Here is a 23,603-nt window from a genome sequence, read left to right as displayed (position 1 = left end):
GCGCTTTTCACGGTAAGTAAACTTTATGAATTGCCGATGACTATCTAATGGGCGTGTTTTCACGCATAAACCCTACAAGAGAGTCGACGGTCATGGACAATACAATATCGATGCAAGCCCAGAATAAACTGGGCTTTCTGCATCAAATCAGACTGGTTCCGCTGTTTTCCTCCATTCTCGGTGGCATCCTTCTGCTGTTTGCTTTGAGTTCCGGGCTGGCAAGCTATTTTCTTATGCAGGCCGATCGCGATCAGCGCGATGTGACCGATGAGATTCAGGTCAGGATGGGGTTATCTAACAGTTCCAATCACCTACGCACAGCCCGTATCAATATGATCCACGCCGGTGCAGCGAGTCGCATTGCCGAAATGGATGATATGAAGGCCAATATCGCCGAGGCGGAAAAACGCATTAAGCAATCGCAGGATGGTTTTTCTGCCTATCTGTCTCGCGTCGTGAAAACGTCGGAGGACGAAGCCTTAGACGCTGAACTGAGCGCCAGTTTCAAAGCTTATATCGACGGTCTGCAGCCGATGCTGAAATATGCCAGAAACGGCATGTTTGAAGCAATTATCAACCATGAAAATGAACACGCCAGGCCGCTGGATACGGCTTATAACAAGGTGTTGCTGAAGGCCATAGAAATTCGTACTGCCAGGGCTAATAACCTCAGTGAGCAGGCCCACTATCGTACCCAAATCGGCATGGCCTTTATGCTGGGCGCATTCATTCTGGCACTGGTGTTAACCGTGATAACGTTTGTTGTCCTGCGTCGTACCGTGATTCATCCACTGTTGCGTGCGGCCCAGCGTATTGAGCAAATTTCAGCAGGCGATCTGACCATGCGGGATGAACCCACCGGGCGCAGTGAGATTGGTCGCCTGAGTCGTCATCTTCAGACGATGCAGCATTCGCTGGTGAAAACCGTGGGCACGGTGCGTCAGGGGGCGGAAGAAATTTATCGCGGCACCAGTGAAATCTCGGCGGGCAATACTGATCTGTCATCACGTACTGAAGAACAGGCCGCGGCGATTGAACAAACGGCAGCCAGCATGGAAGAACTGACTGCGACGGTGAAACAAAACGCGGACAACGCGCACCATGCGAGCAAGCTGGCGGAAGATGCTTCCGGCAAGGCCAGTCGCGGTGGGCAGATGGTTTCTGGCGTAGTGAAAACCATGGGCAATATCTCGACCAGCTCGAAAAAAATCTCTGAAATTACCGCTGTCATCAACAGCATTGCCTTCCAGACCAATATTCTGGCGCTGAATGCGGCGGTGGAAGCGGCACGGGCAGGAGAGCAAGGGCGTGGATTTGCCGTCGTCGCCAGCGAAGTTCGCACGCTGGCAAGCCGTAGCGCCCAGGCAGCGAAAGAGATTGAAGGATTGATCAGTGAGTCAGTGCGCCTGATTGATCAAGGGTCCGGTGAAGTTGTGGCTGCGGGTAATACCATGACGGATATCGTTGATGCGGTAAAACGTGTCACCGATATTATGCTGGAGATTGCAGCGGCCTCTGATGAACAGAGCCGGGGTATCGTGCAGGTAAGTCAGGCGATTTCAGAGATGGATAAAGTGACGCAGCAAAACGCCTCTCTGGTTGAAGAAGCGTCGGCTGCAGCGGCATCGCTGGAAGAGCAGGCGGCACGTTTAACTGAAGCCGTCGGCACGTTTCGCCTGCAGGGCACAAGTGCGATAAAACGCGTTGCAGCCGTTGTTAATCCAGTACCTTCATCACCACGGTCAAGTGCGATAAATACGGATAATTGGGAAACTTTCTGATAGGTCAGCAATCCGGTAATTCGGTTCTCTGAATTACCGGGTGACCCGCTTACTTATAGGTTGCGCTGATGACCCCTGAGGCCGTGAACGCACCGGGGGTATAATCATCGCAGGTACCTTGGGTAGCCGAAGCACAGGTGAATAGCCCCGCCATCGGAATATCTTTCGCCGTTACGATGCTGCCAAAATCGATGGTGACGGAAGAGTTGGCGTCATTTGCTGACAAATATTTCCGAGGTGAACCATCCTCGTAAGAAACCGCCACCCCCCGTCCTCCCGCCGCTGAGGTGCCAGTCGTGGTATTGGCCAAAATACCCAATCCGTTATTATCCGAAATGACTTTGGTTGAGGTTAGTTTAAGGGTAACGCCTGAGGCATTAACACAACCGCTGTTTTTCAACGTGAAGCCTTTTCTGTAGTTTATATTACCCACATCGCCAAAGTCGATGGTGGTGGGGGAGACGGATAAATTGCAGGTTGGTGTCTGGAATTTTACAGTAAAAGAGCTGCTACTCACGTTGATCTTAAGCAGGGGGTTACCATCATCACCAGCTCGAATTGTTCCTAACAACCCACTCTGTGTTGGCTTCGCATCACCCACCGCTGTTACTATACCTCGCTGCCATATTTGAACGTGTATGTTCATGAACATATACTCTTTAAGGCTCATATTTACATCCATCATTCGAGTCGCGGATGTAGAAGAGGGTAAATATACGCCGTCACTCCCCCCTGGCACATAGACGGTATAGTAAATGCCGGGAATCGTCGTAGGCCAAAACCCTCTGTTATAGGTATAAGTTGTGCTCGAATTGAAACCTTGGGTTGTCCAGGAATCAGATTGGACCCCCGCAGTATTATTTGCCCAACCCCACCAGTCGGAACCATCATTACCCGTACTACAAGTCACCTTAGCTTGCCCCCCCACAGTAATATCAGCCAGCTTTACATCAATATTGCTATTGGGTGAGAAAATTGAATTATCGATATTAATGGTGCCTGCATTCAGGCTTATATCATAATTCTGATCCAGAGGGCATTCCAGTGCCCAGGTGGGAAATGCAATAATCACTTGCAACAAAAAGAACAGTGACAAAACTCTACGAATAATCGCTGTTTTCATATCAGCTAACCCTGTATTTATTATTTATAGCTCACGCTAATTTGTACCTGGCTTAATACACCACCTGGTGTAACTGGTTTTGCGGCATTCACCCTTTGATATCGAACTTTAAAGGTATAATCGGTATCGGTAGTGGCAGAACCAATATAATTGGTGAAGTTGACGGCCGAGGTGTTGTCACTATTGAGGACATTAATATTTGCGCTGCTAAAAACCACCACCCCGACATTGTCTGCCGCCGTTGACGCCGTTACCTGCCCCGTAGGGCCGATATATTCATTAGGGAATATCTGGTTGCCGTTGAGTTGTGCTTTTTGCGGCTTAAAGCTCAACACTAGCGTTTTGGCGACGGAACCGGAGTCGCAGCGTGCGCTTATCTTCAGCGACTTTGTAGCCACATTGCCCACCGCAGTGGCGGATAGATTCGCCCACGCGCCACCGCTGGCGAAAGCACTTGCCTCCAGATCGCCTAAATCAACATCGGATGCACTGATATTACAGCTACCGCTAACCACCTCCGCGCTTATCGTGAGTACATTGGTGTTGGTCGTGACCGCTGCCCATAACGGCGTGGATATCAATAATAAGACTCCGGGTATATATTTCACGGTGGCTCCTACTGATAGGTCGTGGTGAATGTTAATGTCGCACTGTACATCCCCGAAGTCGTAGGGGTGCCAGGATAAGATGTTGGGCGTAGAAATAGGGATAACGGCAACTTACCGTTGCTGCGCTCTGTGCTGCTCCAGATTATTTTTTCAGTATTGTTTACGCCGAGCGGCAACGGCGTATTGAGATTACTGGTACGATACAGCACGCCTGCAACGCCCACATGTCCACCTTTCATTTCTGTCGGATATCCATTCCATGAAGAGCTGGCCTTTGGTAAGGTTTGCATCCAGTTCAACGTCTGCGCGGTTTTCGTTCCGGACTTCGTGATATAGCAATCACTGTATTCCAGAGAAAAATCTTTCCGAATATTGCTACCCTGTGCTTCTATTTCGGCCCATGTTAATACGCCAAAGTCGATGGTCTGGTTCACTGCTTTACTACTTCCGACCACAATATTAATGGTACAGGTTGTGGCGAGTAAGTTGGCTTTGAAATTCACCGTCACATCCGCGGCGAAAAGCGATGAGCTACATAACAATAAAGAGATAAGCATTACACGGCGCATAAACTATTTCCCAGCTTCTGGCATCTGACACACTAAGGTATCCAGACGGATTGATTTACCTATCATTGCGGGTGCATCGGGGAGTTGATAGGTTACATCGCAATAACTTGCCGCATCGCTTCCCCAAATAACCTTCAAACTGCCTCGTTGTTCGATACCGCGCAAAAAAGCGCGGCCTGCCTGACCCATTGCGCCAACGGATTCACCCTGTTCGTTAAGAATATTGGCCCCCAGAGGAATAAAGCTGTTATCGCTGCGCTTCAGAGTGACAAATACCGATTGCCCTTGCTGGGTGGCGAAGGTGACCTTCACCACAGCGCCATCGCGCGGCACCACGGCGGCCGAGGTGTTTTTTACTTCAACGTCCGCCTTGATGGTGCTGAGATCCAGTCCGACGGTATTCTCAGCGTAAGGGGTCAGGCTGGTAGCGACGGCATATCCTGCGCTGTCAATCTCGCCATAACCATTGCTGGTGGTAGCGCCATCTGCGCCTTTCGCTTCAATAAGCGCGATGGCGCTTTGTGTGTTGACATTGCCCGGTAAGAGCGTCAATCCACCGCTGTGTAACAGCACCCCGCCGTTATTGTTTAAGGAATATTGCTGATTATGTTTTTTATCGACCGTAGCGGAAACGCTGGTTGCCCCATGCGCGCCGTTATAGGTGGAATACCCACTTACGGAATAGGTATCCTCTCCCTGGCTGTTCTGGTTAGCGGTGGTACTGAGGCTGTAGTTCCATCTACTATTGCTACTGTTGCCGCTGGCTGTACTGGTGAAACCGTTATTGCCGCCAAAGTCGCTATTGGCGTTGAGGCTCAGACTGGAGAAGGCCGGCTGATCGTTCTGAGCATTGCTACCAAAAGGAATACTCAACCCAACGTACAGGCTGTCATCTTCATCGCCCCATTCGTTATAACTGCGCTGCAGCGAGATACTCCATGAAATGGAGCGGAAAGTATTGCTGTAGCCCAGCGAATATTGAGACGTTTTGTCTGAGTTACCCCAATAACTCGTCCAGGTGCCGCTGAGATAAAATGCGCCGTAATCTTCGCCGTTAAGGGTAATGGGCTGATTGATGTTAGCCTGTAGCTCATTTTTAGAATGGCTGTAGTTGTTGCGATACGCATCGTTAGGGTTAGTATCGTGATCGTCGCTATAGCTATCGATACTATTTTGCAAAGAGATGGCGTCATTAAGGGAGAGATAGTCTTTGGTACTGTAACGATAGGCGCTAAAGCTGAAGTTAGTCCGTGTTGCCTCCAGTACGTTACTGTAGCTTAAACGGTAACTCTGCCCTTGCAGGACTCCAATATCATCAAGTGACGCACGAGAGTGGATAACATCGACTGCGATGGCACCAAGACGGGTGTTCATAGCAAGACCCAGCATCCCAGCCAGGTAGTCTTCTTCCATTGACTGGATGCCGCCATATAGCGTGAAAATATCGCTCAATCCATAATTACCGTTGGTGGTGAGCACCCACGGGGAATCATCGTCGCTGTCATCATCTAATGTCCCAACGGCAAAATCCCAGTCGACTTCACCTTTAGTCATCAATTGCGCGACCGAAGCATACGGCACGGTAAACATGCGTTTTGAGCCATCAGCCTCTTCTACAGTAACGTCGAGGTCAGCACCGTTGATGGCCAAATAATAATCCTTCAGGGCAAAAGGACCAGGGGGAACGGTGGTCTCATAGATGATGCGCGACTGCTGTCGTACGGTAATTTTAGCATTACTGTTCGCTACGCCGTTGATGACCGGGACGTATCGTCCATCATGGGGGTCCATTCGTTTGTCGTTATAAAGGTGTACGCCTTTAATGCCGATACTATCCAGCACTTCGCTACGAGAGGTCACCTGACCCAGTTCCATTTGCGCCCGGATGGACGGTAAGTCGCGTGCCAGATAGAGGTCGTAGTTGTCCCAGGTTGCGCTATCGTCTTTTGTCCAGTTCAGCGCGCCGCTGGAGCGTAACCGCCATGCCCCCAAATTGAGACCATAGCCAAGTCCCAGATAGCCACTGTCAGAGGTGCTGCCCTCATTTTCACTGTGATAGCCGCTGAAGTTCCAGTTCAGTATTGCAGCAGGTATACCGGCATCCCAACGTGCAGGATTAACATAACCCGCGGGGTGGCTGACGAGAAACAGCTGTGGAATGGTGAGCATCAGAATCTGCGAGTTGGGATCGTAACTCACGCTGGATGAGGGGTAATAGTCTGCCAGCATGTAGCATTGTGACTCACCTTCGTCTGCATTTTCCGTGGGGAGTTTGCTTACATCGACGTTCGCTTCATCGAGCACTTCACGCGTCAGACAGGGAGACGCGTTTGGGGTGTGATTATCAATAAACTGGATCTTTGTAGTCTGTTGTTGCTCACCGTTAATCCATATAGAGACGGTATAAACACCCGGTTTCACCGGGTTGCCGCGCGCATATTGTGATACGTCGATTGTCGATTTTTTACCTGCGTTGCTGAAGATAAAGTCATCGTTGAATTCAATGTAGTTATCGTCAGCAAATCCTGTCTGACAAACAACCAGCAATACCCATACAGAAGTGGCCAGGCGGCGTTTTGACATCAACATTAGGGCAATCCTTGCGCGAATTTTATTATTTTCCTGTTGCGTCAACGTTGCCACCGTAATCATTGACAGCAGTCCATGACACGGATTCAAAACGCGGGGTAGTGAGTGATTTCACTTCATAGCTTGCGCTGGAAAAGGGGGCGACCATATCGGGTTCAATACTGTATTTTTTACCCCCAGAGATAATCTTCGCACCGACCAGCGAGACAAAGTAAGGGGAGTCATTTTTTGCCGTCGCCCAGATTTGTTTGCCCTTGTTTGCCAGACTCCATTTCAGATGTTGAATGGCCTCGTCAGGTGAACCGGGGAGGGTGGCCGGGCGGTAAAACACTTTGATACGCGTTTTAAGCGCAATTTGCAGTTGATTTGATTTGGCTGCATCTTTGTTTTTTCCGGGGATTTCAAGCGCGTTAAACCAATAAACACTTTCACGGTCGGAGGGCAAAGGCTGACCATCCCAGTTTAAGCGTACGGTTAGTCCTTGTTTGGGGTCGACGCGGCTTACTGGTGGCGAAGCGATAAAAGGGATATCTAAGGTTTGTGGATCGCCATCTTCATGGCCATCATCTAACCATGACTGTATTAATAACGGTTGCTGGCCCTGGTTAACCATTTTAACTAATGCTTCTTTGGCATTAGAAAGATAAATAACACGAGTTGCATTAATTACCAGGCTGGCGGTAGCCGAATAACTGAACGAAATGGCTGATGAAAACATAATCATCATGAATGCTTTTTTTGAAATCATATTATTCGTTTCTAATGTTAATGACTGCAACCCCAAATTGATAAGATTGCAGTAGGGTTGTTAAGCTTTTAAAAATTATTAAGGATAGGTCGTTGTAAAGGTGGTATTTGCTTTAACTTGTCCAACTTGCGGGGTGCCGGAACCTGAATAGATATAGCCAACGGTATAGTCAAATACTGCCCCGTTATCGGCATCATAATTGGCTTCAGACTGCGGCGTTGCAGAGTTGAAATCGATGATAGTATTCGTATTGGTGTCTTCTACCTGGAAGCCAGCATCTTTATCACCTGCAGCAACAGTGTTTAACAACGCGTTAGTTGTGCTATTAAAATTGCCTGTTGTTGAGAATTGCCCTTTTACTTTACCGCCAGTCGGTGCCGTTGCGCAGTTTTTAACGGTAATCTGGAAGTTGGTCTTCATCACTGGATTAGTGACGGCTGCTTGCATTACTTGAACAGTGACATCACGAAGCTGAACTTCTTTTGATGCGGAAACACCATCAATGCTGACATCACAGGTTGATGCTGTAATGTTTCCCACAAAATCGATGTTTGCTGCGTCAGAATCAGCCGCCTGCACCTGAAAAGTCACACCTGCGACCAGAGCCGCTGCTACACTTAAATAAGTAAGAGATTTCATGTTATTTTCCTTAATAACAGGTTAAATGACGTAAGGATTATATGGCTCCGGTTTATAGTTGAACAGTAGATGAGGAAGAGTGATTCTTTTTTGAGGATTTATTTAGGGAGAGTTAGTAACAGATTAGTGTATGTGTGCTGTACAATATATTAAATTAATATTTCCTATTTCTTTATGAATTTTAAAAGGAAATTTTCAGAGCTGCGGATTATGGTGGGGGATTTCAACAGATATTGTTCGCTGAAAACACCACCTAAAGTAAGTATTGCTTAATTTACTTGTAAGAAAAGGTGCGGCTTATTAGATATATTCCGCGAATGTTTTTCTGCACTTTTACGTAGGCAGGACTTGTCGGTAACGACAGGTCTGCCTAAATAATCAAAACGGTACGGTTTTGCGTATTGCGCCAATGAGGATTTGCGCGGCAGAGGAGAGCTGAACGTCTACACGGGTAAGAATGCCAATAGGTTCACCCGCCCCGTGGGCGGGAATCGGCAATGATACCAGCGTCGCCTGGCGTAAATCTTCCCGTACTGCGCCTGAAGGCACAAACCACACATAGTCGTAGTCAACCGTGAGTTGGCGGGAAAGCGATGCAGATAGCGTTTCGATGCAGCCTGGCGGCATTTTGCAACCCTGGCTTTGCAGCAGCGTCTCCGCGTGCTGACGAGGAGCAGTTCCTTTGGGTGACACCACAACGGGCCATTCCATTACCCGACTCAGCGTGATGGTCTCTTGCAACAATGGATGATTCGGCCGCACAACCAGTTTGAGCGACTCAAGAAACAACAGCTCGTAATTCAGACCAACCATTAATTCCGGATCGGCCATCCGACCGATACCGAGGTCGATCTCCCCGGATTTTAAGCCAGCCAGAATCATGGGATTACTCATGGTGGCAACTTGCAGCGTAGTCTCCATTTGCTGCTTATGGAACGGACCAATTACCGCCGGAAGAATACCCAACGCAGCGGTGGGTAAGGCTCCAATTCGTACGACATCCGTCTGCGACTCCTCTCGCTGGTTTAACGCCTGTCCGGCAGTATTGAGCGCATCCAGCACTCTTACCGCGTGGGTAAGAAACTGTTCGCCGGGCAACGTTAACTGCGCGCCAAGGCGACCGCGTTCAAAGAGTCGGGTTCCGGTCAGTTGCTCCAGTTCGTTCAGCGTTTTGGAGAGGGCTGGTTGACTCAGGTTAAGGGTTTCGGCCGCACGCCCCAACGTTCCCTGTTGGGCAACGGCGACAAAAGTATGAAGATGGCGCAAGCGAATGCGCTGATTGAACAGAACATTTTTTTCCATAAGCGATGTTAAAAACAGAGCCGTATCGGTGACAAGTGAAGTTGTTTGTTTTTGATAACTTGATAGCAAAATATTATTAACATTTAACGCGTTTTACTTACAACTGATTTATTTTGCTTATGTTTTGTACAGCGTGACCGCGTGGTGGGATCATGGAAGGGAAGGTAGCCAGTCGTTATACTCGGACAATGGTTCGCTTTTTCATCATCAATCATCACAAGGCACTCACCAATGATCCATGTAATAGGGCACCTTAACCCCGATAGCGATGCCATTTGCACCGCGGCAATGACAGCTCGCTGGCTTACGTTACGCGGCCAGCAGGCGACGGCATGGCGTGCGGGGGAACCTAACCGCGAAACGCAATTTATCTTTGCGCATGCAGGACTGGACATGCCCGAACGACTCACGTTTCCGCTGACCGATCTGGATGTGTGGGTGGTCGATTTCACCGAACCGACGCAAGGACCGGAATCGCTGTCTGAGAGCAATGTCGTCGGTATCATCGACCATCATCGACTTGGCGGATTAGTGACTCGTCTTCCTCCAGAGGTTTGGGTTAAGCCTGTTGGCAGCAGTGCGACGCTGTTGTGGCAACTGATGACGGATGACGAGCGCAGCCAGCTGTCGTCTGCTGAGGCTGTTTTGCTACTGGGGGCTATTCTAAGTGACACTGTCACGCTTCGCTCGCCCACTACCACGCCGGATGACAGCCAGGCGGTAGGGGCGCTGGCCCAAAAAACGGGTGTGGATCTGGACGCGTTTAGCCGTGATCTGCTGTCGGCCAAAACCAGCGTCGAAGGCATGAGTGCCCGTGAGCTGCTGCATAAAGACATTAAAACGTTCACCATTCATGGGCATAAAGTCTGCGTGGCGCAACTCGAGCTGTATGCACTGTGCCAGGTTGACGGTGTGCTGGACGATCTCCGCGAGGAGATGACCCACTATGCTGAGGAAAATCAGGCTGCGCTGGTGGTACTGATGCTGACGGACATCAATCTTGGCGATACCAGCCTGTGGTTTGCTGGATCTGAGTTGTCAGAATTACCGCAACCCTGCAAGGTCGAAGGTATGCTCAGTCGTAAAAAACAGATGCTGCCATGGCTGGAAAGTCATTTAAAAGCACGTCAGTAAGCTGCAGTTCACTGTCCTGGTGGGAGGGGGGAATTTATGCGGGATCACAGTTTGTAAATTCTTCCCACCGGACTCAGCGGTGTTTTCTACACTCCAGGTAATATTCACTGGAGGCATGACATTATGGCGAACACCATCACGGCAGATGAGATTCGGGAACAATTTTCGCAGGCAATGTCAGCAATGTACCAGCAGGAAGTCCCGCAGTATGGCACGTTGCTGGAACTTGTCGCTGATGTGAATCTGGCGGTACTGGAAAATAACCCGACGCTGCATGAAAAACTGGCCAATGCGGATGAACTGGCGCGGCTCAATGTTGAACGACATGGGGCTATCCGGGTCGGTACGGCGCAGGAGTTGTCTACACTGCGGCGGATGTTTGCCATTATGGGCATTTATCCGGTCAGCTATTACGATCTCTCCCAGGCGGGCGTCCCCGTCCATTCCACGGCGTTTCGCCCCATCGACGATGCCTCGCTTTCGCGCAACCCGTTTCGGGTATTTACGTCACTATTACGCCTCGAATTAATCGAGAACGTGGTGTTGCGCCAGCAGGCAGCGGAGATCCTCGCAAAGCGTGATATTTTCACACGTCGTTGTCACGAATTGCTGGATGAGTTTGATGCACAGGGCAGTTTCACACCTGCACAAGCCCAGGAATTTGTGCATGAGGCACTGGAAACGTTCCGTTGGCATCAACACGCCACCGTAGACGAGCAAACGTATCATGCCTTGCATAACGAGCATCGACTGATTGCAGATGTGGTCTGTTTTCCCGGTTGCCATATCAACCACCTGACGCCGCGCACGCTGGATATCGATCGGGTACAGTCGATGATGCCGGAGTGCGGTATTACACCGAAAATTCTCATTGAAGGCCCACCACGGCGCGAGGTGCCCATCTTGCTGCGCCAGACCAGCTTTAAGGCGCTGGAAGAGCCGGTGTTGTTTGCCGGCGAAATGCGTGGAACGCACACAGCACGTTTTGGCGAAATTGAGCAACGTGGTGTGGCGCTGACGCCAAAGGGCCGGGTGTTGTACGACGAACTGTTGAGTAAAGCGGGGACCGGGAAAGATAACCTGACGCACCAGCTGCATCTTCAGGACGTGTTTAAGGCGTTCCCGGACAGCGAGTTTCTGCTGCGCCAACAGGGACTGGCCTGGTTCCGTTATCGTCTGACGCCGTCGGGCGAAGCGCATCGCCAGGCTATTCGCCCGGATGACGATCCTCAACCGCTCATCGAGCGGGGCTGGCTGGTTGCTCAGCCCATCACCTACGAAGATTTCTTGCCGGTGAGCGCTGCAGGGATTTTCCAGTCTAATCTGGGTAATGAAACACAGGCGCGCAGCCACGGTAATTCCAGCCGCGATGCCTTTGAACAGGCGCTGGGCTGCGCGGTATATGATGAGTTTGTGTTGTATCAGGAGGCAGAAGAGCGCAGTAAACGGCGGTGTGGTTTGCTTTAACGGAATTTACACGGGATTCGGCCTGTTCTCATCGACATAAAATATTTTCGATTTTGTACAGATAATCGGCGACCAACAATTGGATTATTAATGAATTTTGTCTAGAGTGAGCGGTCAGAAATGTGCACTCTCTTGCCGCAGATTTTGACCGGCGCGGGACCATTTACACGACCAGAAGGACTCACTTTCAGGCATGAATCGCAGACGATTTATTAAAGGTTCAATGGCAGTGGCCGCCGTGTGCGGAACCAGTGGTATTGCATCACTCTTTTCCCGCGCCGCCTATGCGGCAGAGTCTGACATTGCAGACGGAAAAACCGTACGTTTTGATTTTTCCGTTCTGCAGTCGATGGCCCATGATTTAGCACAGAAGCCGTGGGGCGGTGCGCCGCGCGCATTGCCGGATACGCTGGCGAAACTGACGCCGCAGGCTTACAACAGTATTCAGTACGACGCAGAACAGTCACTGTGGAACAACGTTGAAAATCGTCAGCTTGACGCGCAGTTCTTCCATGTAGGAATGGGCTTCCGTCGCCGCGTACGCATGTTCTCGGTTGATGACAGTACGCATATGGCGCGTGAGATCCACTTCCGTCCGGAGCTTTTCAAGTACAACGATGCCGGTGTCGATACCAAACAGCTGGAAGGGCAAACTGACCTCGGTTTTGCCGGTTTCCGCGTGTTCAAAGCGCCTGAACTGGCCCGTCGTGATGTAGTGTCCTTCCTGGGAGCCAGCTATTTTCGCGCCGTAGATGACACCTATCAGTACGGTTTGTCGGCGCGTGGTCTGGCGGTCGATACGTATACCGACAGCAAAGAAGAGTTTCCTGACTTCACCGCATTCTGGTTCGAAACGGTTAAACCGGGCGCCACTTCATTTACTGTTTATGCACTGCTCGATAGCCCAAGCGTGACTGGCGCGTTTAAGTTTGTGATCCACTGTGAGAAAACGCAGGTGATCATGGATGTGCAGAATCATGTCTATGCGCGTAAAGACATCAAGCAACTCGGCATTGCGCCGATGACCAGCATGTTCAGCTGTGGTAACAATGAACGCCGGATGTGTGACACCATTCACCCGCAAATTCATGACTCCGACCGTCTGGCTATGTGGCGAGGCAATGGTGAGTGGATCTGCCGTCCGCTGAATAACCCGCAAAAACTGCAGTTCAATGCCTATACCGATAACAACCCGAGAGGGTTTGGCTTACTGCAGCTCGATCGTGACTTCTCTCATTACCAGGACATCATGGGTTGGTACAACAAGCGGCCAAGCCTGTGGGTTGAACCACGAAACCAGTGGGGCAAGGGGACCATCGGCCTGATGGAGATCCCGACGACGGGTGAAACGCTGGATAACGTCGTCTGCTTCTGGCAGCCGGATAAAGCCATCAAAGCCGGTGACGATCTGGAATTCAAATATCGCCTGTACTGGAGCGCACAACCACCGGTACGTTCGCCGCTGGCCCGTGTGATGGCAACCCGCACCGGTATGGGTGGCTTCCCGGAAGGATGGGCTCCGGGCGAACATTATCCAGAAAAATGGGCACGTCGTTTTGCCGTTGATTTCGTGGGGGGAGACCTGAAAGCGGCAGCGCCGAAGGGAATTGAACCGGTCATTACGCTCTCCAGCGGCGAAGCGAATCAGATTGAAATTCTCTACGTGGAGCCTATCGACGGCTATCGTATCCAGTTTGACTGGTATCCAACCTCCGATTCAACCGACCCGGTCGATATGCGCATGTTCCTGCGCTGCCAGGGCGATGCTATCAGTGAAACCTGGCTGTATCAGTACTTCCCGCCTGCACCGGATAAACGTCAGTACGTTGACGACCGTGAAATGCGTTAATTGCTCTTCTGATGGCTCTCCTTCCGGGGAGCCATTGCTGAAACCTCTTCCGTAACAATCTGTACACTATTTACTCGATCCTGTTCGCATTTTTCCCTGACCTAACCGGGTAAGCTGATCGTGTGTATTTCTTGTACACATTCTTTACCACTAACAGGGAGAAAGTATGTTTCCAGAATACAGAGACCTTATTTCCCGACTGAAATCCGAGAATCCTCGTTTTCTGTCCTTATTCGAAAAACACAACAGCCTTGATCATGAGATTTCCAGACTGGAAGGTTCGGATGGTCGGGGATACAGTTTGGACATTGTTCGTCTTAAGAAACAGAAACTCCACCTGAAGGAAGATTTGCTCAAAATTTTGCAAAGAGAGAGTGTCAGTGAGAGCTAAATAGTACTGTGCTCACTGTGTAAAAGGGCTTCCCGCGAGAAACGGAAGCCCTTCCTGTTTCAGGCGTTAATCGACCATCACACGTTTGTTTGTCGCCCCCCAGAGGATCGACATTTCAGTGAACAGCGCGCCGCTAATTTCTTCGACTTCTTCTGCGCTCACCTGCGCATTTCCCTGTTTACCGAATAACACCACTTCATCGCCGGAGGCAACCTGCGGTAGATCGGTTACATCAACAATCACGGTATTCATGGATGTTTTACCCAGCACAGGAACCCGCTGGCCGTGGATCAATACGTGCCCCACGTTACTGAACACACGACGATATCCATCTGCATAACCCGTCGGAATATTGGCAAGAACGGAATTTCGTTTAAGGGTATAGGTTCTGTCATACCCGACGGTATTTCCTTTGGGGTAATGGTTTACCGACGCGATTGCGGATTTAAACGTCATGACGCGTTTGTATTCGGTGCTGGCAATGGTATCGCCGTAAAAAATGCCGCCAACACGCACCATGTCGAGCCAGGATTCAGGAACGGTCAGGGTGGCGAAAGTATTCGCGACATGCAGAGTGACATCTTCGCGCTTAAGCCCGGTAATATTGAGTACCTGGGCCGATTGCGTATTGAAACGGGCCAGATCGCGTTTAACCACCGCCGCATCTTCTTCCGGGAAATGCGACATGATGCCAACAATTTTCAGACCGGGTAACGCGGAAATAGCGCGGGCCTCTTCCAGACCTGCCGCGGTGCTGACTTCCAGACCGTTTCGTGACATACCGCCAGAGTTCAGTGCCAGATGGATACGAATCGTTTTTCCTTTCTCCTGGGCAATGACACTCAGACGTTTAGCCATATCCAGATTACCAATCAGCTCTTCGGTATCAAAATCCGCCGCCTGGCGCATCTCTTTTTCCGTCGCGTTGCGAACGCGCATTAGTTGCGATGTATAACCTGACTGGCGAACAATGCTAATCTCCTCGTTGCTGGCGATGCCAATACACTGCACACCGTTTTGCATCATCACCGGCGTAACCAGAGAGAGATCGTGGCCATACGCATCGCCTTTAAGAATGGCGCACATCCGGGTTTTGTCTCCCAGCAGTTGTTGAACTTTATGAATGTTATATTCCAGCGCGCTACGGGAAATTTCCAACGTGGTATTATCTACAACCTGTTGTTTGTTAACGGCAAAGGGAACTGGACCCGCTTGCGTGGTGGGAGCGGGTTGGTGACAGGCGGTAATCAGTAAAAGCGGAATAAGTGCTAAACGACCCAAAGGTGCTGCCATGCTTGCTCCTTAGCAATAGAATTAAAGTGTTGTTGTCATCATTACGGCCTATCCATGCATGGGATAACCGGACATCCAGAGTAACGGCTTCCGCGCCAGAGATTGTTTCTAAGTGATTGCTGTTACAGCATAAAAATATGACATCCCCGGCGATAAACAGATTAATATCGGCTACTGCCAGTCAGAAATTCCCCGTTTACAATCGCAAAGGAGATAAACATGTCAGAAATTATTACCGTCAGTGACACGCTGGAACTGCGGGCAGTAGAAGAACAACACGTCACGCCTTTGCACCAACTGGTGCTCAAAAATAAAGTTTGGCTCCAGCGGTCGCTGAACTGGCCGCAGCTTGTCGAATCTGAGGACGATACGCGTAAGAATGTGCAGGGGAATATGATGTTGCACCAGCGTGGCTACGCCAAAATGTTCCTTATCTTCAAACAAGGTGAAGTGGTTGGCGTTATCTCGTTTAACCAAATAGAACCGCTGAATAAAGCGGCTTACATCGGCTACTGGTTGGATGAAGGTCATCAGGGGCAGGGTATTATGTCCCGGTCGCTACAGGCATTGATTCATCATTATGCTCAGCGTGGCGAGATCCGTCGGTTCATTATTAAATGCCGCGTGGACAACCTCGAAAGTAACCAGGTGGCGCTGCGCAACGGTTTTCAACTGGAAGGGTGTTTAAAGCAGGCGGAGTTTCTCAATGATGGTTATCATGATGTGAACCTCTATGCCCGTATCATTGATAGCGTTTCAGAATAAACCGGCGAGTGGGGTGCGCGTAATACGCTGTTCGCCGTTGATCACTTTTGGCCCGCGCAGATGGATTGCATCGCCATCAAAAGCTTCCACGTGGGCCTGACCGGTTATCTCAATATGATGCTCGATCAGCACTTCCCCCAGAATACAGGCGTGGCCTTCAATCAGGATGTGACCGTCCAGCAGGATCGGGCCGCCGCGTAATGTTGCATGCCCCCCGACCAGCACATGGTGTTTCAGAATACAGTTACCTTCAACCACCGCATGCTCAGCCACCTGTGAGCTATAGCGCAGGGTCGGTATCGCATCTTCATCGGTGCCAGCGATGATGCGGGCGTTACCGTATACCTTCGCACAATCGCAGATCCAAACGTTATTTTCCTCATTACCCTCGATGCGAGCATAATCAAAAACCTCGGCGCGGTGTTCAATAAAGGCGTAGTCAATGGTTGCATCGCCATAGATCTTTACCTGATGCACAATGCGTGAATGGTTTACGGTTGCGCGATCGTATATTTGCAGGGGCTGGTCACTTTCACGGGTTAACCCTTTGGCGGCGATGACTTCGGAGCCTCCCAGAACACGCGCATCACCCGACAGAAGACACTCACCACGTACAACAGAATCCTGAATGGTGACGTTGTCACGTATTTGTGCGCCATGGCTAATTTCAGCCCGATCTATCCATACGGCACCGCCAATCTGTGCGCCTTCTCTGACCACGCTGGCCTGCGTAATACGGGCATTTCCTGAAATGGTTGCCCCCGCAAATGCCATCGCATTCTCATCGTAAATCCAGCAATCACCACATTGCGCCAGTACGGCTTCATCATCAATCCAGCCACCAGGCGTGCCAGCCGGAACATCATTAAAATCAATCAGTGCAATTATCTGGCGTAGTAATACGCTTCTTTTGTTGCCATTATCCTGATAACTGAAGGAGCGAGGTTCGTCGCTCAGACGGTATTTGGTCATAGCTCATTTCCGTGTTGCACACCTTAGTTAAACGTAGCAAAGTTTTCCGTACTGGCTAAATCGCCATAATTTCCATAAAATGCATTTCAAATATACTTTAAAAAATAAACAAAATGAGTAATAACAAGCATAGTGATCGGGTCCTTAATCTTCCGGCCGGTTATTTTGGCATGGTACTGGGCACCATCGGCATGGGATTCGCCTGGCGATACGCCAGTCAGGTATGGCCGGTGAGCCACTGGATTGGCGATGGGGTAGTCATCCTGGCGATGGTTATTTGGGGTCTGTTAACGTTGGCTTTTCTGACCCGTTTAGTGCGTTTTCCCCAGAGTGTGCTGGCAGAAATCCGCCATCCGGTGATGAGCAGTTTTGTCAGCCTTTTTCCGGCAACAACCATGCTGGTCGCGATTGGTTTTGTTCCCTGGTATCGCCCGTTAGCCGTCGGGTTATTTAGCATTGGCGTGGTGATACAGCTATCGTACGCAGCCTGGCAAACGGCAGGCCTGTGGCGAGGTTCGCATCCCGAGGAAGCAACCACACCGGGGTTGTATCTGCCAACCGTCGCCAATAACTTTATCAGCGCGATGGCCTGCGGTGCACTCGGCTATAACGATGCCGGACTGGTATTTTTAGGGGCAGGGGTGTTCTCCTGGCTTAGCCTTGAACCGGTGATCCTGCAGCGCTTACGCAGTTCTGGTGAGTTGCCCGCGGTATTACGTACGTCGCTGGGTATTCAATTGGCTCCCGCGTTAGTGGCCTGTAGCGCATGGCTTAGCGTCAACGGCGGAGAGGGCGATACGCTGGCGAAAATGCTGTTTGGCTATGGTCTGCTGCAGCTGCTGTTTATGCTTAGGCTGATGCCGTGGTATCTGTCCCAGCCGTTTAATGCGTCTTTCTGGAGCTTCTCGTTCGGCGTGTCGGCACTGGCAACCACAGGGCTACATTTGGGACATGCCAGTGAATCGGGATTTTTCCATACGCTGTCGATTCCACTGTTTATTTTTACCAATTTTATCATTGCGTTATTACTGGTACGTACGTTTGCATTGCTGATGCAGGGGAAACTGCTCATCCGCACGGAGCGTGCTGCATTACTGAAATCTGAGGATAAATAATGACCCTTTGCGACGAAAACTACTTTACTGAAAAATACGATCTCACCCGGACCCATTCCGAGGTTGTTGAAGCGGCCAACATTGTCCCGCCAGGTAAAACACTGGATCTGGGCTGTGGCAATGGCCGGAACAGTCTGTATCTGGCGGCAAACGGCTATGATGTCACCGCGTGGGATAAAAACCCCATGAGCATCGCTAATCTTGAGCGCATCAAAGCGGCTGAAGGGCTGACCAATTTGCACTCGAACGTCGCAGACCTGAATGCACTCAGCTTTGATGGCGAATATGACTTTATTCTTTCTACCGTGGTGCTGATGTTCCTGGAAGCGAAAACGATCCCGGGGCTTATCGAAAATATGCAACGTTGCACGAAACCGGGTGGATATAATTTAATCGTAGCGGCAATGGATACCGATGATTTCCCGTGCACCGTCGGTTTCCCGTTTGCATTTAAAGCAGGTGAATTACGTCACTATTACAGTGGATGGGATCTGCTGAAATACAATGAAGACGTGGGTGAACTTCATCGTACAGATGAAAATGGCAACCGCATTAAACTGCGCTTTGCCACCATGCTGGCGCGTAAAACTGCCTGAACATCCCGTCTGGCTTAACTCTTTCTGTGTTCAGCATTTTTTTGTGCTGAGCGCAGAGAAAAAATTGTGCGGTCGTTACCATTTTTAGTACATCCAAAATGAAACTGTTTTGCTATCCTTTTTATGCATCATTGCGAAAACTAAAGGGATCGTTTCATGCGTACTCAAACTTTATTTAAAGTTGCAGTGCTTACTGGTCTGTTGGCATTATCGGGCTGTGCGTCAAAAGTGACGCAGCCGGATAAATATTCTGGGTTTTTAAAAAATTATTCTGACCTGAAGGAAACAAAATCAGCAACGGGACAACCGGTACTTCGTTGGGTTGACCCGAACTATAATGAATCCAAATATGACAGTATCGTGTATAACCCGATAACGTATTACCCGGTTCCTAAACCTACTACGCAGGTAGGACAGAAGGTTCTTGATCAACTGTTGAACTATACCAACACGCAGATGAAAACGGCCATCAGCAAGCGTAAACCTCTGGTGGCAACGCCAGGGCCACGCAGTCTGATTTTCCGCGGGGCGATCACCGGTGTTGCGACCAGCAAAGAAGGTCTGCAATTCTATGAAGTGATCCCGGTTGCGTTGCTCGTTGCAGGAACACAAATGGCGACGGGTCACCGTACCATGGATACCCACCTTTATTTCGAGGGTGAGCTGATCGATCCGGCAACCAATAAACCTGTGATTAAAGTTGTGCGTCAGGGTGAAGGTAAAGACCTGAACAACGAAAGCACGCCAATGGCGTTCGAAACGTTGAAGAAAGTTGTTGATGACATGGCGACAGATGCCTCCATGTTTGATGTGAACAAAAAATAATAATGAAGAACGCACCATCTGCGGATGGTGCGTTCTTTTTATGCCACTCGCCGACGGTACAACAGTTTTCCCATCAAGGCTTCCGGCCGTGCAAACATCACCAGATTTCCCAGTAAAATCAGCACTAAACCGGCAATTGCGTTAGCCTGCCAGACATACCCTTCATACAGCGTTGACAGCGTGAGCGCCACCAGAGGGAAAAGCAACGTACTGTAAGCGGCCTTACTTGGACCGATGCGTCCTACCAGTGTGAAATAAGCGCCGAAGGCAATCACAGAGCCAAAAATAGCCAGATACAACAGTGCGCTAAGGTAGCTAAACGTCCACTGCGGTGTGAAGTCATCACCGCGAACCAGTGCAATGGTGGCAATCAGCAAGGTACCGTACAGCATGGCCCAGCTGTTGGTGGTCATCACCTCCAGCCCTTTTTTCTGATGACGCAGGCTGATCATATTGCCAAGGGAAAAACCAAACGTTCCCAGAGCGCTTAAACCAATACCCAGCAGAAGCGAGTGATTCAGGCCGCTATTGACCAAATCCTGCCAGAACAGGGTGATGATACCCGTCAACCCCAGCGCCGCGGCGAAATAAAAGCGTAGCGGTGGTTTTTGACCAAAAAATACAAAACTATTCACCGCATTAAACAGCACGGCCATCGAGAAAATTACTGATTCCAGACCGGTGTTAATCCAGGCCGCTGCCGTGTAAAAACACCAGAAATTGAAGCAAAAAACACATCCGCCCTGTAACAGACAAAACAGATGGTCGCGCCCGGAGAGCTTACGCAATTTGCCGCTGAACAGCAGGAGAAGGATCATCACTGAGCTGGCGACCGCAAAGCGCCAAAAGATAGAGACCGGGGCAGCAACCGGCCCTTGCTGCAGGTAAATGGCAATCCATGTCGTTCCCCATATCACGACCACCAGGCAGTACAACAATGCGTTCATACATCTCTCTCATTTTTGTATTTGATTGCACACAGTGTCATGACTGGCCAGGGTTGGCTTTCATCTGATTGCGGGCGACTTGCAAAATCTTGCGCTTTTTTTCTCGCAAACATGAAAAGGAGGCTGTTAACAACATGTGGCTGTTATAGACTGAAAGCCTGCTAACTTATTCTGAATGTGATGGTATGTCTCAGCCCTATGGCGCCTTTGAAAACTTACGCAAACATAATGCCGTGCTGCATGAATCGGTTGCGTTACATTCAGGTATCCAACTGGCGGCGTGGTCAAACAAACGCGACACCATTACCCAATATTGCGATCACCACACACTCAGCTTATATGTCGCGGATGGCTACGAGAGCTATCACAAGACGGCTGGGGGCTGGAAAAACGGCGGCGGCCCGGATCGCTTCTGCCTGATGCCGAAAGACAGCGAATCCAGTTGGGATATTCGTGACGATCTCTCCTTTGTACATCTTTATTGTACCGACGCGCATCTACGGGAAGTGGGTGAGAAAGTGTGGGACAAAAGCCCTTACAGCTTCACGCTGGACGAACATACGTTCGGCAGCGATCCGGGGATCACGGCGGTTTATCGCCAGTTTTTACTGGGTAATGACTGGCAACAACCGGCTAATCACCTGACGCTCAGCGCGGCATCTTCGCTGTTGCTGACGCATCTGATTCAACATTACAGCAATGTTCAATGGCGGCCGCCGGCGGTAACCGGTGGGCTTGCGCCAGCCACATTGCGCAACGTGCTGGCCTATATTGACGCGCATCTGGCCTACCCAATGACCCTCAGCGATTTGGCTGGCGAAGCGGCATTGAGCGATTTCCACTTTGCCAGAATGTTTCGCCAGTCAATGAATATGGCCCCGCATCAGTATGTTATGCAGCGTCGTATGGCGCTGGCGCAGCAACTGGTCCGTTATTCTTCACGTAGCTTGTCGGATATCGCGATGGCTTGCGGATTCAGTTCAGCAAGCCATTTTAGCAACCGGTTTAAGCAGGTGACGGGCAAGACGCCAACGCAATTACGTGCGTCGCGATAATCTCAGCACGGCATAGCATATCCCTCCGGCGATTAATCCCCAGAACGCAGAGCCAACCCCCAATAAGGTCAAACCGCTGGCTGTAACCAGAAAGGTGACGATGGCAGCATCTCGCTCCGCTTCATGGAGCAATGCCTGATACAGACTACCGCTAATCGTACCGAGCAAGGCGAGGCCAGCCAGCATCTGGACCCAGCTTGCCGGCAGAGCGGCCATCAATCCGGTTACCGACCCACCAAACACTCCGGCCAGAAGGTAGAACACCCCGGCAGCGGCAGCGGCTAACCAGCGTCGCTGGGCATCAGGATGCGCATCCGGGCTTTGGCAAATTGCGGCGGTGATGGCGGCAATACAGATGGAGTAGACGCCAAAGGGTGAAAACAGTAACGCCAGCAGCCCCGTGAAAATAATCAGCGGTGAAACGGGCAAGGAATAACCTGACGCTTTCATGGTGGCAATGCCGGGGGCATTTTGTGACGCCATGGTGACCAGGAAGAACGGCAATGCGATGCTGATACTGTGTGCAAGAGAAAAGTGGGGGGCAATGAATTCAGGTATCACCGGAGATAAATCAATGTTATTAGTGACAATGTCACCTTTTAGCAGTGCGATAGCGATACCCACCAGCATGGCAGCAATGACGGCGTACCTGGGCGCGACAACTTTTAGCACCAGCCACGCCAGCAGCATGCTGCCGCACAGGAGAAGCTCATTATTAAGGCTATTGAATGCCTGCAAACCAAAACGCAGCAGGATCCCGGCCAGCATTGCCGACGCCAGTGAGTGTGGGATTATCTGCATCAGACGTGCAAACAACCCCGTCACACCACACAGGACTATCAGCGCGTTAGCAACAATAAAAACGCCGATTGCATCCTGAATGGTCACGCCTTGTAGACCCGTAACCAGCAGCGCAGCCCCGGGCGTAGACCAGGCGGTCAGAATGGGGGCACGATACCACACTGACAATGCCAGCGTACTCACGCCCATCGCGATTCCCAGTGCGGTCATCCAGCCCGCAATCTGTCCGGTCGTTGCGCCTGCGGCTATCGCCGCTTGCCAGATGATGGCTGCCGAGCTTGCATAGCCGACCAGCACGGCAACAAAACCGGATAAAACGGTGGGCAAAGGGATTGATAATGTGCGCATAGCGACTCCGCGTGCGTTATAACGGTCATTGACTGTAGCACTGTGCGTTATAGCGTACAAGTGATAAGCTGCTGGACAGAAACAGGAGATAGAGGAAGGCGACAATGGACAATTTAACCCACTATCTGGCTACCACGCTCCGGACATTACGTCACCAGCGGGAATGGAGTCTGTCGCGTCTGGCAGAAGAAACCGGTGTATCCAAAGCCATGTTGGGGCAGATAGAACGCAACGAATCCAGTCCAACAGTGGCGACGTTATGGAAAATTGCCACCGGACTGAACGTGCCGTTTTCGACGTTTATTTCACCACCCGAGTCAGCAGGCGCAGCGACGTTTGATCCCCAACAGCAGGCAATGATAGTGACACCGCTGTTTCCATGGGACCCACAACTCTGCTTTGACCATTTTTCAATATTGCTGGCACCGGGGGCGTTGAGTGAATCTACCCCGCATGAAACCGGTGTGATTGAGCACGTAGTGGTGATTAATGGCCTGCTGGATATGTGCATTGATGGGCAGTGGCGAACCATCAAATCGGGTGAGGGTGTCCGCTTTGCGGGTGATACTGCACATAGTTACCGTAACAGCAGCGAACAGACGGTTCACTTTCATTCCCTGATCCATTACCCACGCGGTTAATCGGGAAAACTATTCCGAAATGCCGCGCTTCTGACTACAATAGCC

At 50.5% G+C, this 23,603-nt stretch carries 22 protein-coding genes; 11 read left to right on the top strand and 11 right to left on the bottom strand.

Features of this window, described 5'->3' with window-relative positions; all coding sequences use genetic code 11:
* Window positions 1-92 precede the first annotated feature (92 nt).
* A complete protein-coding gene (locus RYZ59_RS12925) occupies window positions 93-1,781 on the top strand; it encodes a methyl-accepting chemotaxis protein (protein WP_318048303.1) in 1,689 nt (562 codons plus the stop codon).
* A 49-nt stretch (window positions 1,782-1,830) separates the two neighbouring features.
* Here RYZ59_RS12925 and RYZ59_RS12920 read toward each other — a convergent pair whose 3' ends face one another.
* From RYZ59_RS12920 to RYZ59_RS12890, 7 genes are all read right to left on the bottom strand, one after another.
* Window positions 1,831-2,904 carry a pilus assembly protein FimA gene (locus RYZ59_RS12920; protein ID WP_137381786.1) on the bottom strand — a complete coding sequence of 358 codons (1,074 nt, stop codon included), beginning with the start codon at window positions 2,902-2,904 and terminating at the stop codon, window positions 1,831-1,833.
* Between the two features lie 20 nt (window positions 2,905-2,924).
* Complete coding sequence (locus RYZ59_RS12915) at window positions 2,925-3,512, bottom strand: fimbrial protein (protein WP_137381787.1); 588 nt, start codon at window positions 3,510-3,512, stop codon at window positions 2,925-2,927.
* 8 nt (window positions 3,513-3,520) lie between these two features.
* Entirely contained in the window at window positions 3,521-4,081 is a 561-nt protein-coding gene (locus RYZ59_RS12910) for a fimbrial protein (protein WP_318048300.1), read from the bottom strand.
* 3 nt (window positions 4,082-4,084) lie between these two features.
* Entirely contained in the window at window positions 4,085-6,670 is a 2,586-nt protein-coding gene (locus RYZ59_RS12905) for an outer membrane usher protein (RefSeq protein ID WP_318048298.1), read from the bottom strand.
* 25 nt (window positions 6,671-6,695) lie between these two features.
* Window positions 6,696-7,418 carry a fimbria/pilus periplasmic chaperone gene (locus tag RYZ59_RS12900; protein ID WP_318048297.1) on the bottom strand — a complete coding sequence of 241 codons (723 nt, stop codon included), beginning with the start codon at window positions 7,416-7,418 and terminating at the stop codon, window positions 6,696-6,698.
* Between the two features lie 78 nt (window positions 7,419-7,496).
* Entirely contained in the window at window positions 7,497-8,057 is a 561-nt protein-coding gene (locus RYZ59_RS12895) for a fimbrial protein (protein WP_318048295.1), read from the bottom strand.
* Window positions 8,058-8,435: 378 nt separating this feature from the next.
* Window positions 8,436-9,359 carry a LysR substrate-binding domain-containing protein gene (locus tag RYZ59_RS12890; RefSeq protein WP_318048292.1) on the bottom strand — a complete coding sequence of 308 codons (924 nt, stop codon included), beginning with the start codon at window positions 9,357-9,359 and terminating at the stop codon, window positions 8,436-8,438.
* Window positions 9,360-9,590: 231 nt separating this feature from the next.
* Between RYZ59_RS12890 and RYZ59_RS12885 the strand changes: the two genes are divergently transcribed.
* The 4 genes from RYZ59_RS12885 (at window position 9,591) to RYZ59_RS12870 (ending at window position 14,200) form a co-directional block, all read left to right on the top strand.
* The gene (locus RYZ59_RS12885) at window positions 9,591-10,493 is read left to right on the top strand and encodes a manganese-dependent inorganic pyrophosphatase (RefSeq protein ID WP_318048290.1); all 903 of its coding nucleotides are present in this window, start codon (window positions 9,591-9,593) and stop codon (window positions 10,491-10,493) included.
* A 123-nt stretch (window positions 10,494-10,616) separates the two neighbouring features.
* A complete protein-coding gene (locus RYZ59_RS12880) occupies window positions 10,617-11,960 on the top strand; it encodes a VOC family protein (protein ID WP_318048288.1) in 1,344 nt (447 codons plus the stop codon).
* A gap of 193 nt (window positions 11,961-12,153) precedes the next feature.
* Complete coding sequence (locus RYZ59_RS12875; RefSeq protein WP_318048285.1) at window positions 12,154-13,809, top strand: glucan biosynthesis protein; 1,656 nt, start codon at window positions 12,154-12,156, stop codon at window positions 13,807-13,809.
* A 166-nt stretch (window positions 13,810-13,975) separates the two neighbouring features.
* Window positions 13,976-14,200 (top strand): YdcH family protein, encoded by a 225-nt coding sequence (locus tag RYZ59_RS12870; protein WP_003020276.1) that lies wholly within the window; start codon window positions 13,976-13,978, stop codon window positions 14,198-14,200.
* Between the two features lie 66 nt (window positions 14,201-14,266).
* Here the strand turns inward: RYZ59_RS12870 and alr are convergent, their stop codons facing one another.
* Window positions 14,267-15,493: an alanine racemase gene (gene alr / locus RYZ59_RS12865; RefSeq protein WP_318048282.1), complete on the bottom strand. Its 1,227-nt coding sequence runs from the start codon at window positions 15,491-15,493 to the stop codon at window positions 14,267-14,269.
* Between the two features lie 219 nt (window positions 15,494-15,712).
* On the opposite strand from alr, the gene rimL reads away from it, so the two are divergent.
* Window positions 15,713-16,258, top strand: a complete 546-nt coding sequence (rimL, locus tag RYZ59_RS12860) for a 50S ribosomal protein L7/L12-serine acetyltransferase (protein WP_318048280.1) — start codon at window positions 15,713-15,715, stop codon at window positions 16,256-16,258.
* Here the strand turns inward: rimL and ydcK are convergent.
* Window positions 16,250-17,230 carry a YdcK family protein gene (gene ydcK, locus RYZ59_RS12855; protein WP_318048278.1) on the bottom strand — a complete coding sequence of 327 codons (981 nt, stop codon included), beginning with the start codon at window positions 17,228-17,230 and terminating at the stop codon, window positions 16,250-16,252. The two genes, rimL and ydcK, sit on opposite strands and share 9 nt — an antisense overlap.
* A 113-nt stretch (window positions 17,231-17,343) precedes the next feature.
* Between ydcK and tehA the strand changes: the two genes are divergently transcribed.
* The 3 genes from tehA (at window position 17,344) to RYZ59_RS12840 (ending at window position 19,766) form a co-directional block, all read left to right on the top strand.
* Window positions 17,344-18,345 carry a dicarboxylate transporter/tellurite-resistance protein TehA gene (tehA, locus tag RYZ59_RS12850; RefSeq protein WP_318048276.1) on the top strand — a complete coding sequence of 334 codons (1,002 nt, stop codon included), beginning with the start codon at window positions 17,344-17,346 and terminating at the stop codon, window positions 18,343-18,345.
* A complete protein-coding gene (gene tehB / locus RYZ59_RS12845; RefSeq protein WP_202038585.1) occupies window positions 18,345-18,941 on the top strand; it encodes a tellurite resistance methyltransferase TehB in 597 nt (198 codons plus the stop codon). Before tehA ends, tehB begins: the two co-directional genes overlap by 1 nt.
* 156 nt (window positions 18,942-19,097) lie before the next feature.
* Window positions 19,098-19,766, top strand: coding sequence for a DUF3313 domain-containing protein (locus RYZ59_RS12840; protein WP_137381800.1), 669 nt, complete (start codon window positions 19,098-19,100; stop codon window positions 19,764-19,766).
* A 38-nt stretch (window positions 19,767-19,804) separates the two neighbouring features.
* On the opposite strand, the gene RYZ59_RS12835 is transcribed toward RYZ59_RS12840, so the two are convergent.
* The gene (locus RYZ59_RS12835; RefSeq protein WP_137381801.1) at window positions 19,805-20,713 is read right to left on the bottom strand and encodes a DMT family transporter; all 909 of its coding nucleotides are present in this window, start codon (window positions 20,711-20,713) and stop codon (window positions 19,805-19,807) included.
* A gap of 185 nt (window positions 20,714-20,898) precedes the next feature.
* Here RYZ59_RS12835 and RYZ59_RS12830 point away from each other — a divergent pair, with 185 nt between their 5' ends.
* Complete coding sequence (locus RYZ59_RS12830; RefSeq protein WP_318048270.1) at window positions 20,899-21,768, top strand: AraC family transcriptional regulator; 870 nt, start codon at window positions 20,899-20,901, stop codon at window positions 21,766-21,768.
* On the opposite strand, the gene RYZ59_RS12825 is transcribed toward RYZ59_RS12830, so the two are convergent.
* Complete coding sequence (locus RYZ59_RS12825) at window positions 21,751-22,917, bottom strand: benzoate/H(+) symporter BenE family transporter (RefSeq protein ID WP_318048267.1); 1,167 nt, start codon at window positions 22,915-22,917, stop codon at window positions 21,751-21,753. The genes RYZ59_RS12830 and RYZ59_RS12825 overlap by 18 nt on opposite strands.
* Before the next feature lie 104 nt (window positions 22,918-23,021).
* Here RYZ59_RS12825 and RYZ59_RS12820 point away from each other — a divergent pair, with 104 nt between their 5' ends.
* Complete coding sequence (locus tag RYZ59_RS12820; RefSeq protein ID WP_318048264.1) at window positions 23,022-23,558, top strand: XRE family transcriptional regulator; 537 nt, start codon at window positions 23,022-23,024, stop codon at window positions 23,556-23,558.
* The last annotated feature ends 45 nt before the right edge of the window (window positions 23,559-23,603 follow it).

This window comes from Citrobacter sp. HN-141, from assembly GCF_033341895.1.
Taxonomy (GTDB): Bacteria; Pseudomonadota; Gammaproteobacteria; order Enterobacterales; family Enterobacteriaceae; genus Citrobacter.
This window is presented reverse-complemented; position numbering and strand designations above follow the sequence as displayed.

Bases quoted from the DNA above. Each gene is read 5' to 3' on its own strand.
- RYZ59_RS12925 (WP_318048303.1), top strand. From the start codon at position 93: ATGGACAATACAATATCGATGCAAGCCCAGAATAAACTGGGCTTTCTG.
- RYZ59_RS12920 (WP_137381786.1), bottom strand. From the start codon at position 2,904: ATGAAAACAGCGATTATTCGTAGAGTTTTGTCACTGTTCTTTTTGTTG.
- RYZ59_RS12910 (WP_318048300.1), bottom strand. From the start codon at position 4,081: ATGCGCCGTGTAATGCTTATCTCTTTATTGTTATGTAGCTCATCGCTT.
- RYZ59_RS12905 (WP_318048298.1), bottom strand. From the start codon at position 6,670: ATGTTGATGTCAAAACGCCGCCTGGCCACTTCTGTATGGGTATTGCTG.
- RYZ59_RS12900 (WP_318048297.1), bottom strand. From the start codon at position 7,418: ATGATTTCAAAAAAAGCATTCATGATGATTATGTTTTCATCAGCCATT.
- RYZ59_RS12895 (WP_318048295.1), bottom strand. From the start codon at position 8,057: ATGAAATCTCTTACTTATTTAAGTGTAGCAGCGGCTCTGGTCGCAGGT.
- RYZ59_RS12890 (WP_318048292.1), bottom strand. From the start codon at position 9,359: ATGGAAAAAAATGTTCTGTTCAATCAGCGCATTCGCTTGCGCCATCTT.
- RYZ59_RS12885 (WP_318048290.1), top strand. From the start codon at position 9,591: ATGATCCATGTAATAGGGCACCTTAACCCCGATAGCGATGCCATTTGC.
- RYZ59_RS12880 (WP_318048288.1), top strand. From the start codon at position 10,617: ATGGCGAACACCATCACGGCAGATGAGATTCGGGAACAATTTTCGCAG.
- RYZ59_RS12875 (WP_318048285.1), top strand. From the start codon at position 12,154: ATGAATCGCAGACGATTTATTAAAGGTTCAATGGCAGTGGCCGCCGTG.
- RYZ59_RS12870 (WP_003020276.1), top strand. From the start codon at position 13,976: ATGTTTCCAGAATACAGAGACCTTATTTCCCGACTGAAATCCGAGAAT.
- alr (WP_318048282.1), bottom strand. From the start codon at position 15,493: ATGGCAGCACCTTTGGGTCGTTTAGCACTTATTCCGCTTTTACTGATT.
- rimL (WP_318048280.1), top strand. From the start codon at position 15,713: ATGTCAGAAATTATTACCGTCAGTGACACGCTGGAACTGCGGGCAGTA.
- ydcK (WP_318048278.1), bottom strand. From the start codon at position 17,230: ATGACCAAATACCGTCTGAGCGACGAACCTCGCTCCTTCAGTTATCAG.
- tehA (WP_318048276.1), top strand. From the start codon at position 17,344: ATGAGTAATAACAAGCATAGTGATCGGGTCCTTAATCTTCCGGCCGGT.
- tehB (WP_202038585.1), top strand. From the start codon at position 18,345: ATGACCCTTTGCGACGAAAACTACTTTACTGAAAAATACGATCTCACC.
- RYZ59_RS12840 (WP_137381800.1), top strand. From the start codon at position 19,098: ATGCGTACTCAAACTTTATTTAAAGTTGCAGTGCTTACTGGTCTGTTG.
- RYZ59_RS12835 (WP_137381801.1), bottom strand. From the start codon at position 20,713: ATGAACGCATTGTTGTACTGCCTGGTGGTCGTGATATGGGGAACGACA.
- RYZ59_RS12830 (WP_318048270.1), top strand. From the start codon at position 20,899: ATGTCTCAGCCCTATGGCGCCTTTGAAAACTTACGCAAACATAATGCC.
- RYZ59_RS12825 (WP_318048267.1), bottom strand. From the start codon at position 22,917: ATGCGCACATTATCAATCCCTTTGCCCACCGTTTTATCCGGTTTTGTT.
- RYZ59_RS12820 (WP_318048264.1), top strand. From the start codon at position 23,022: ATGGACAATTTAACCCACTATCTGGCTACCACGCTCCGGACATTACGT.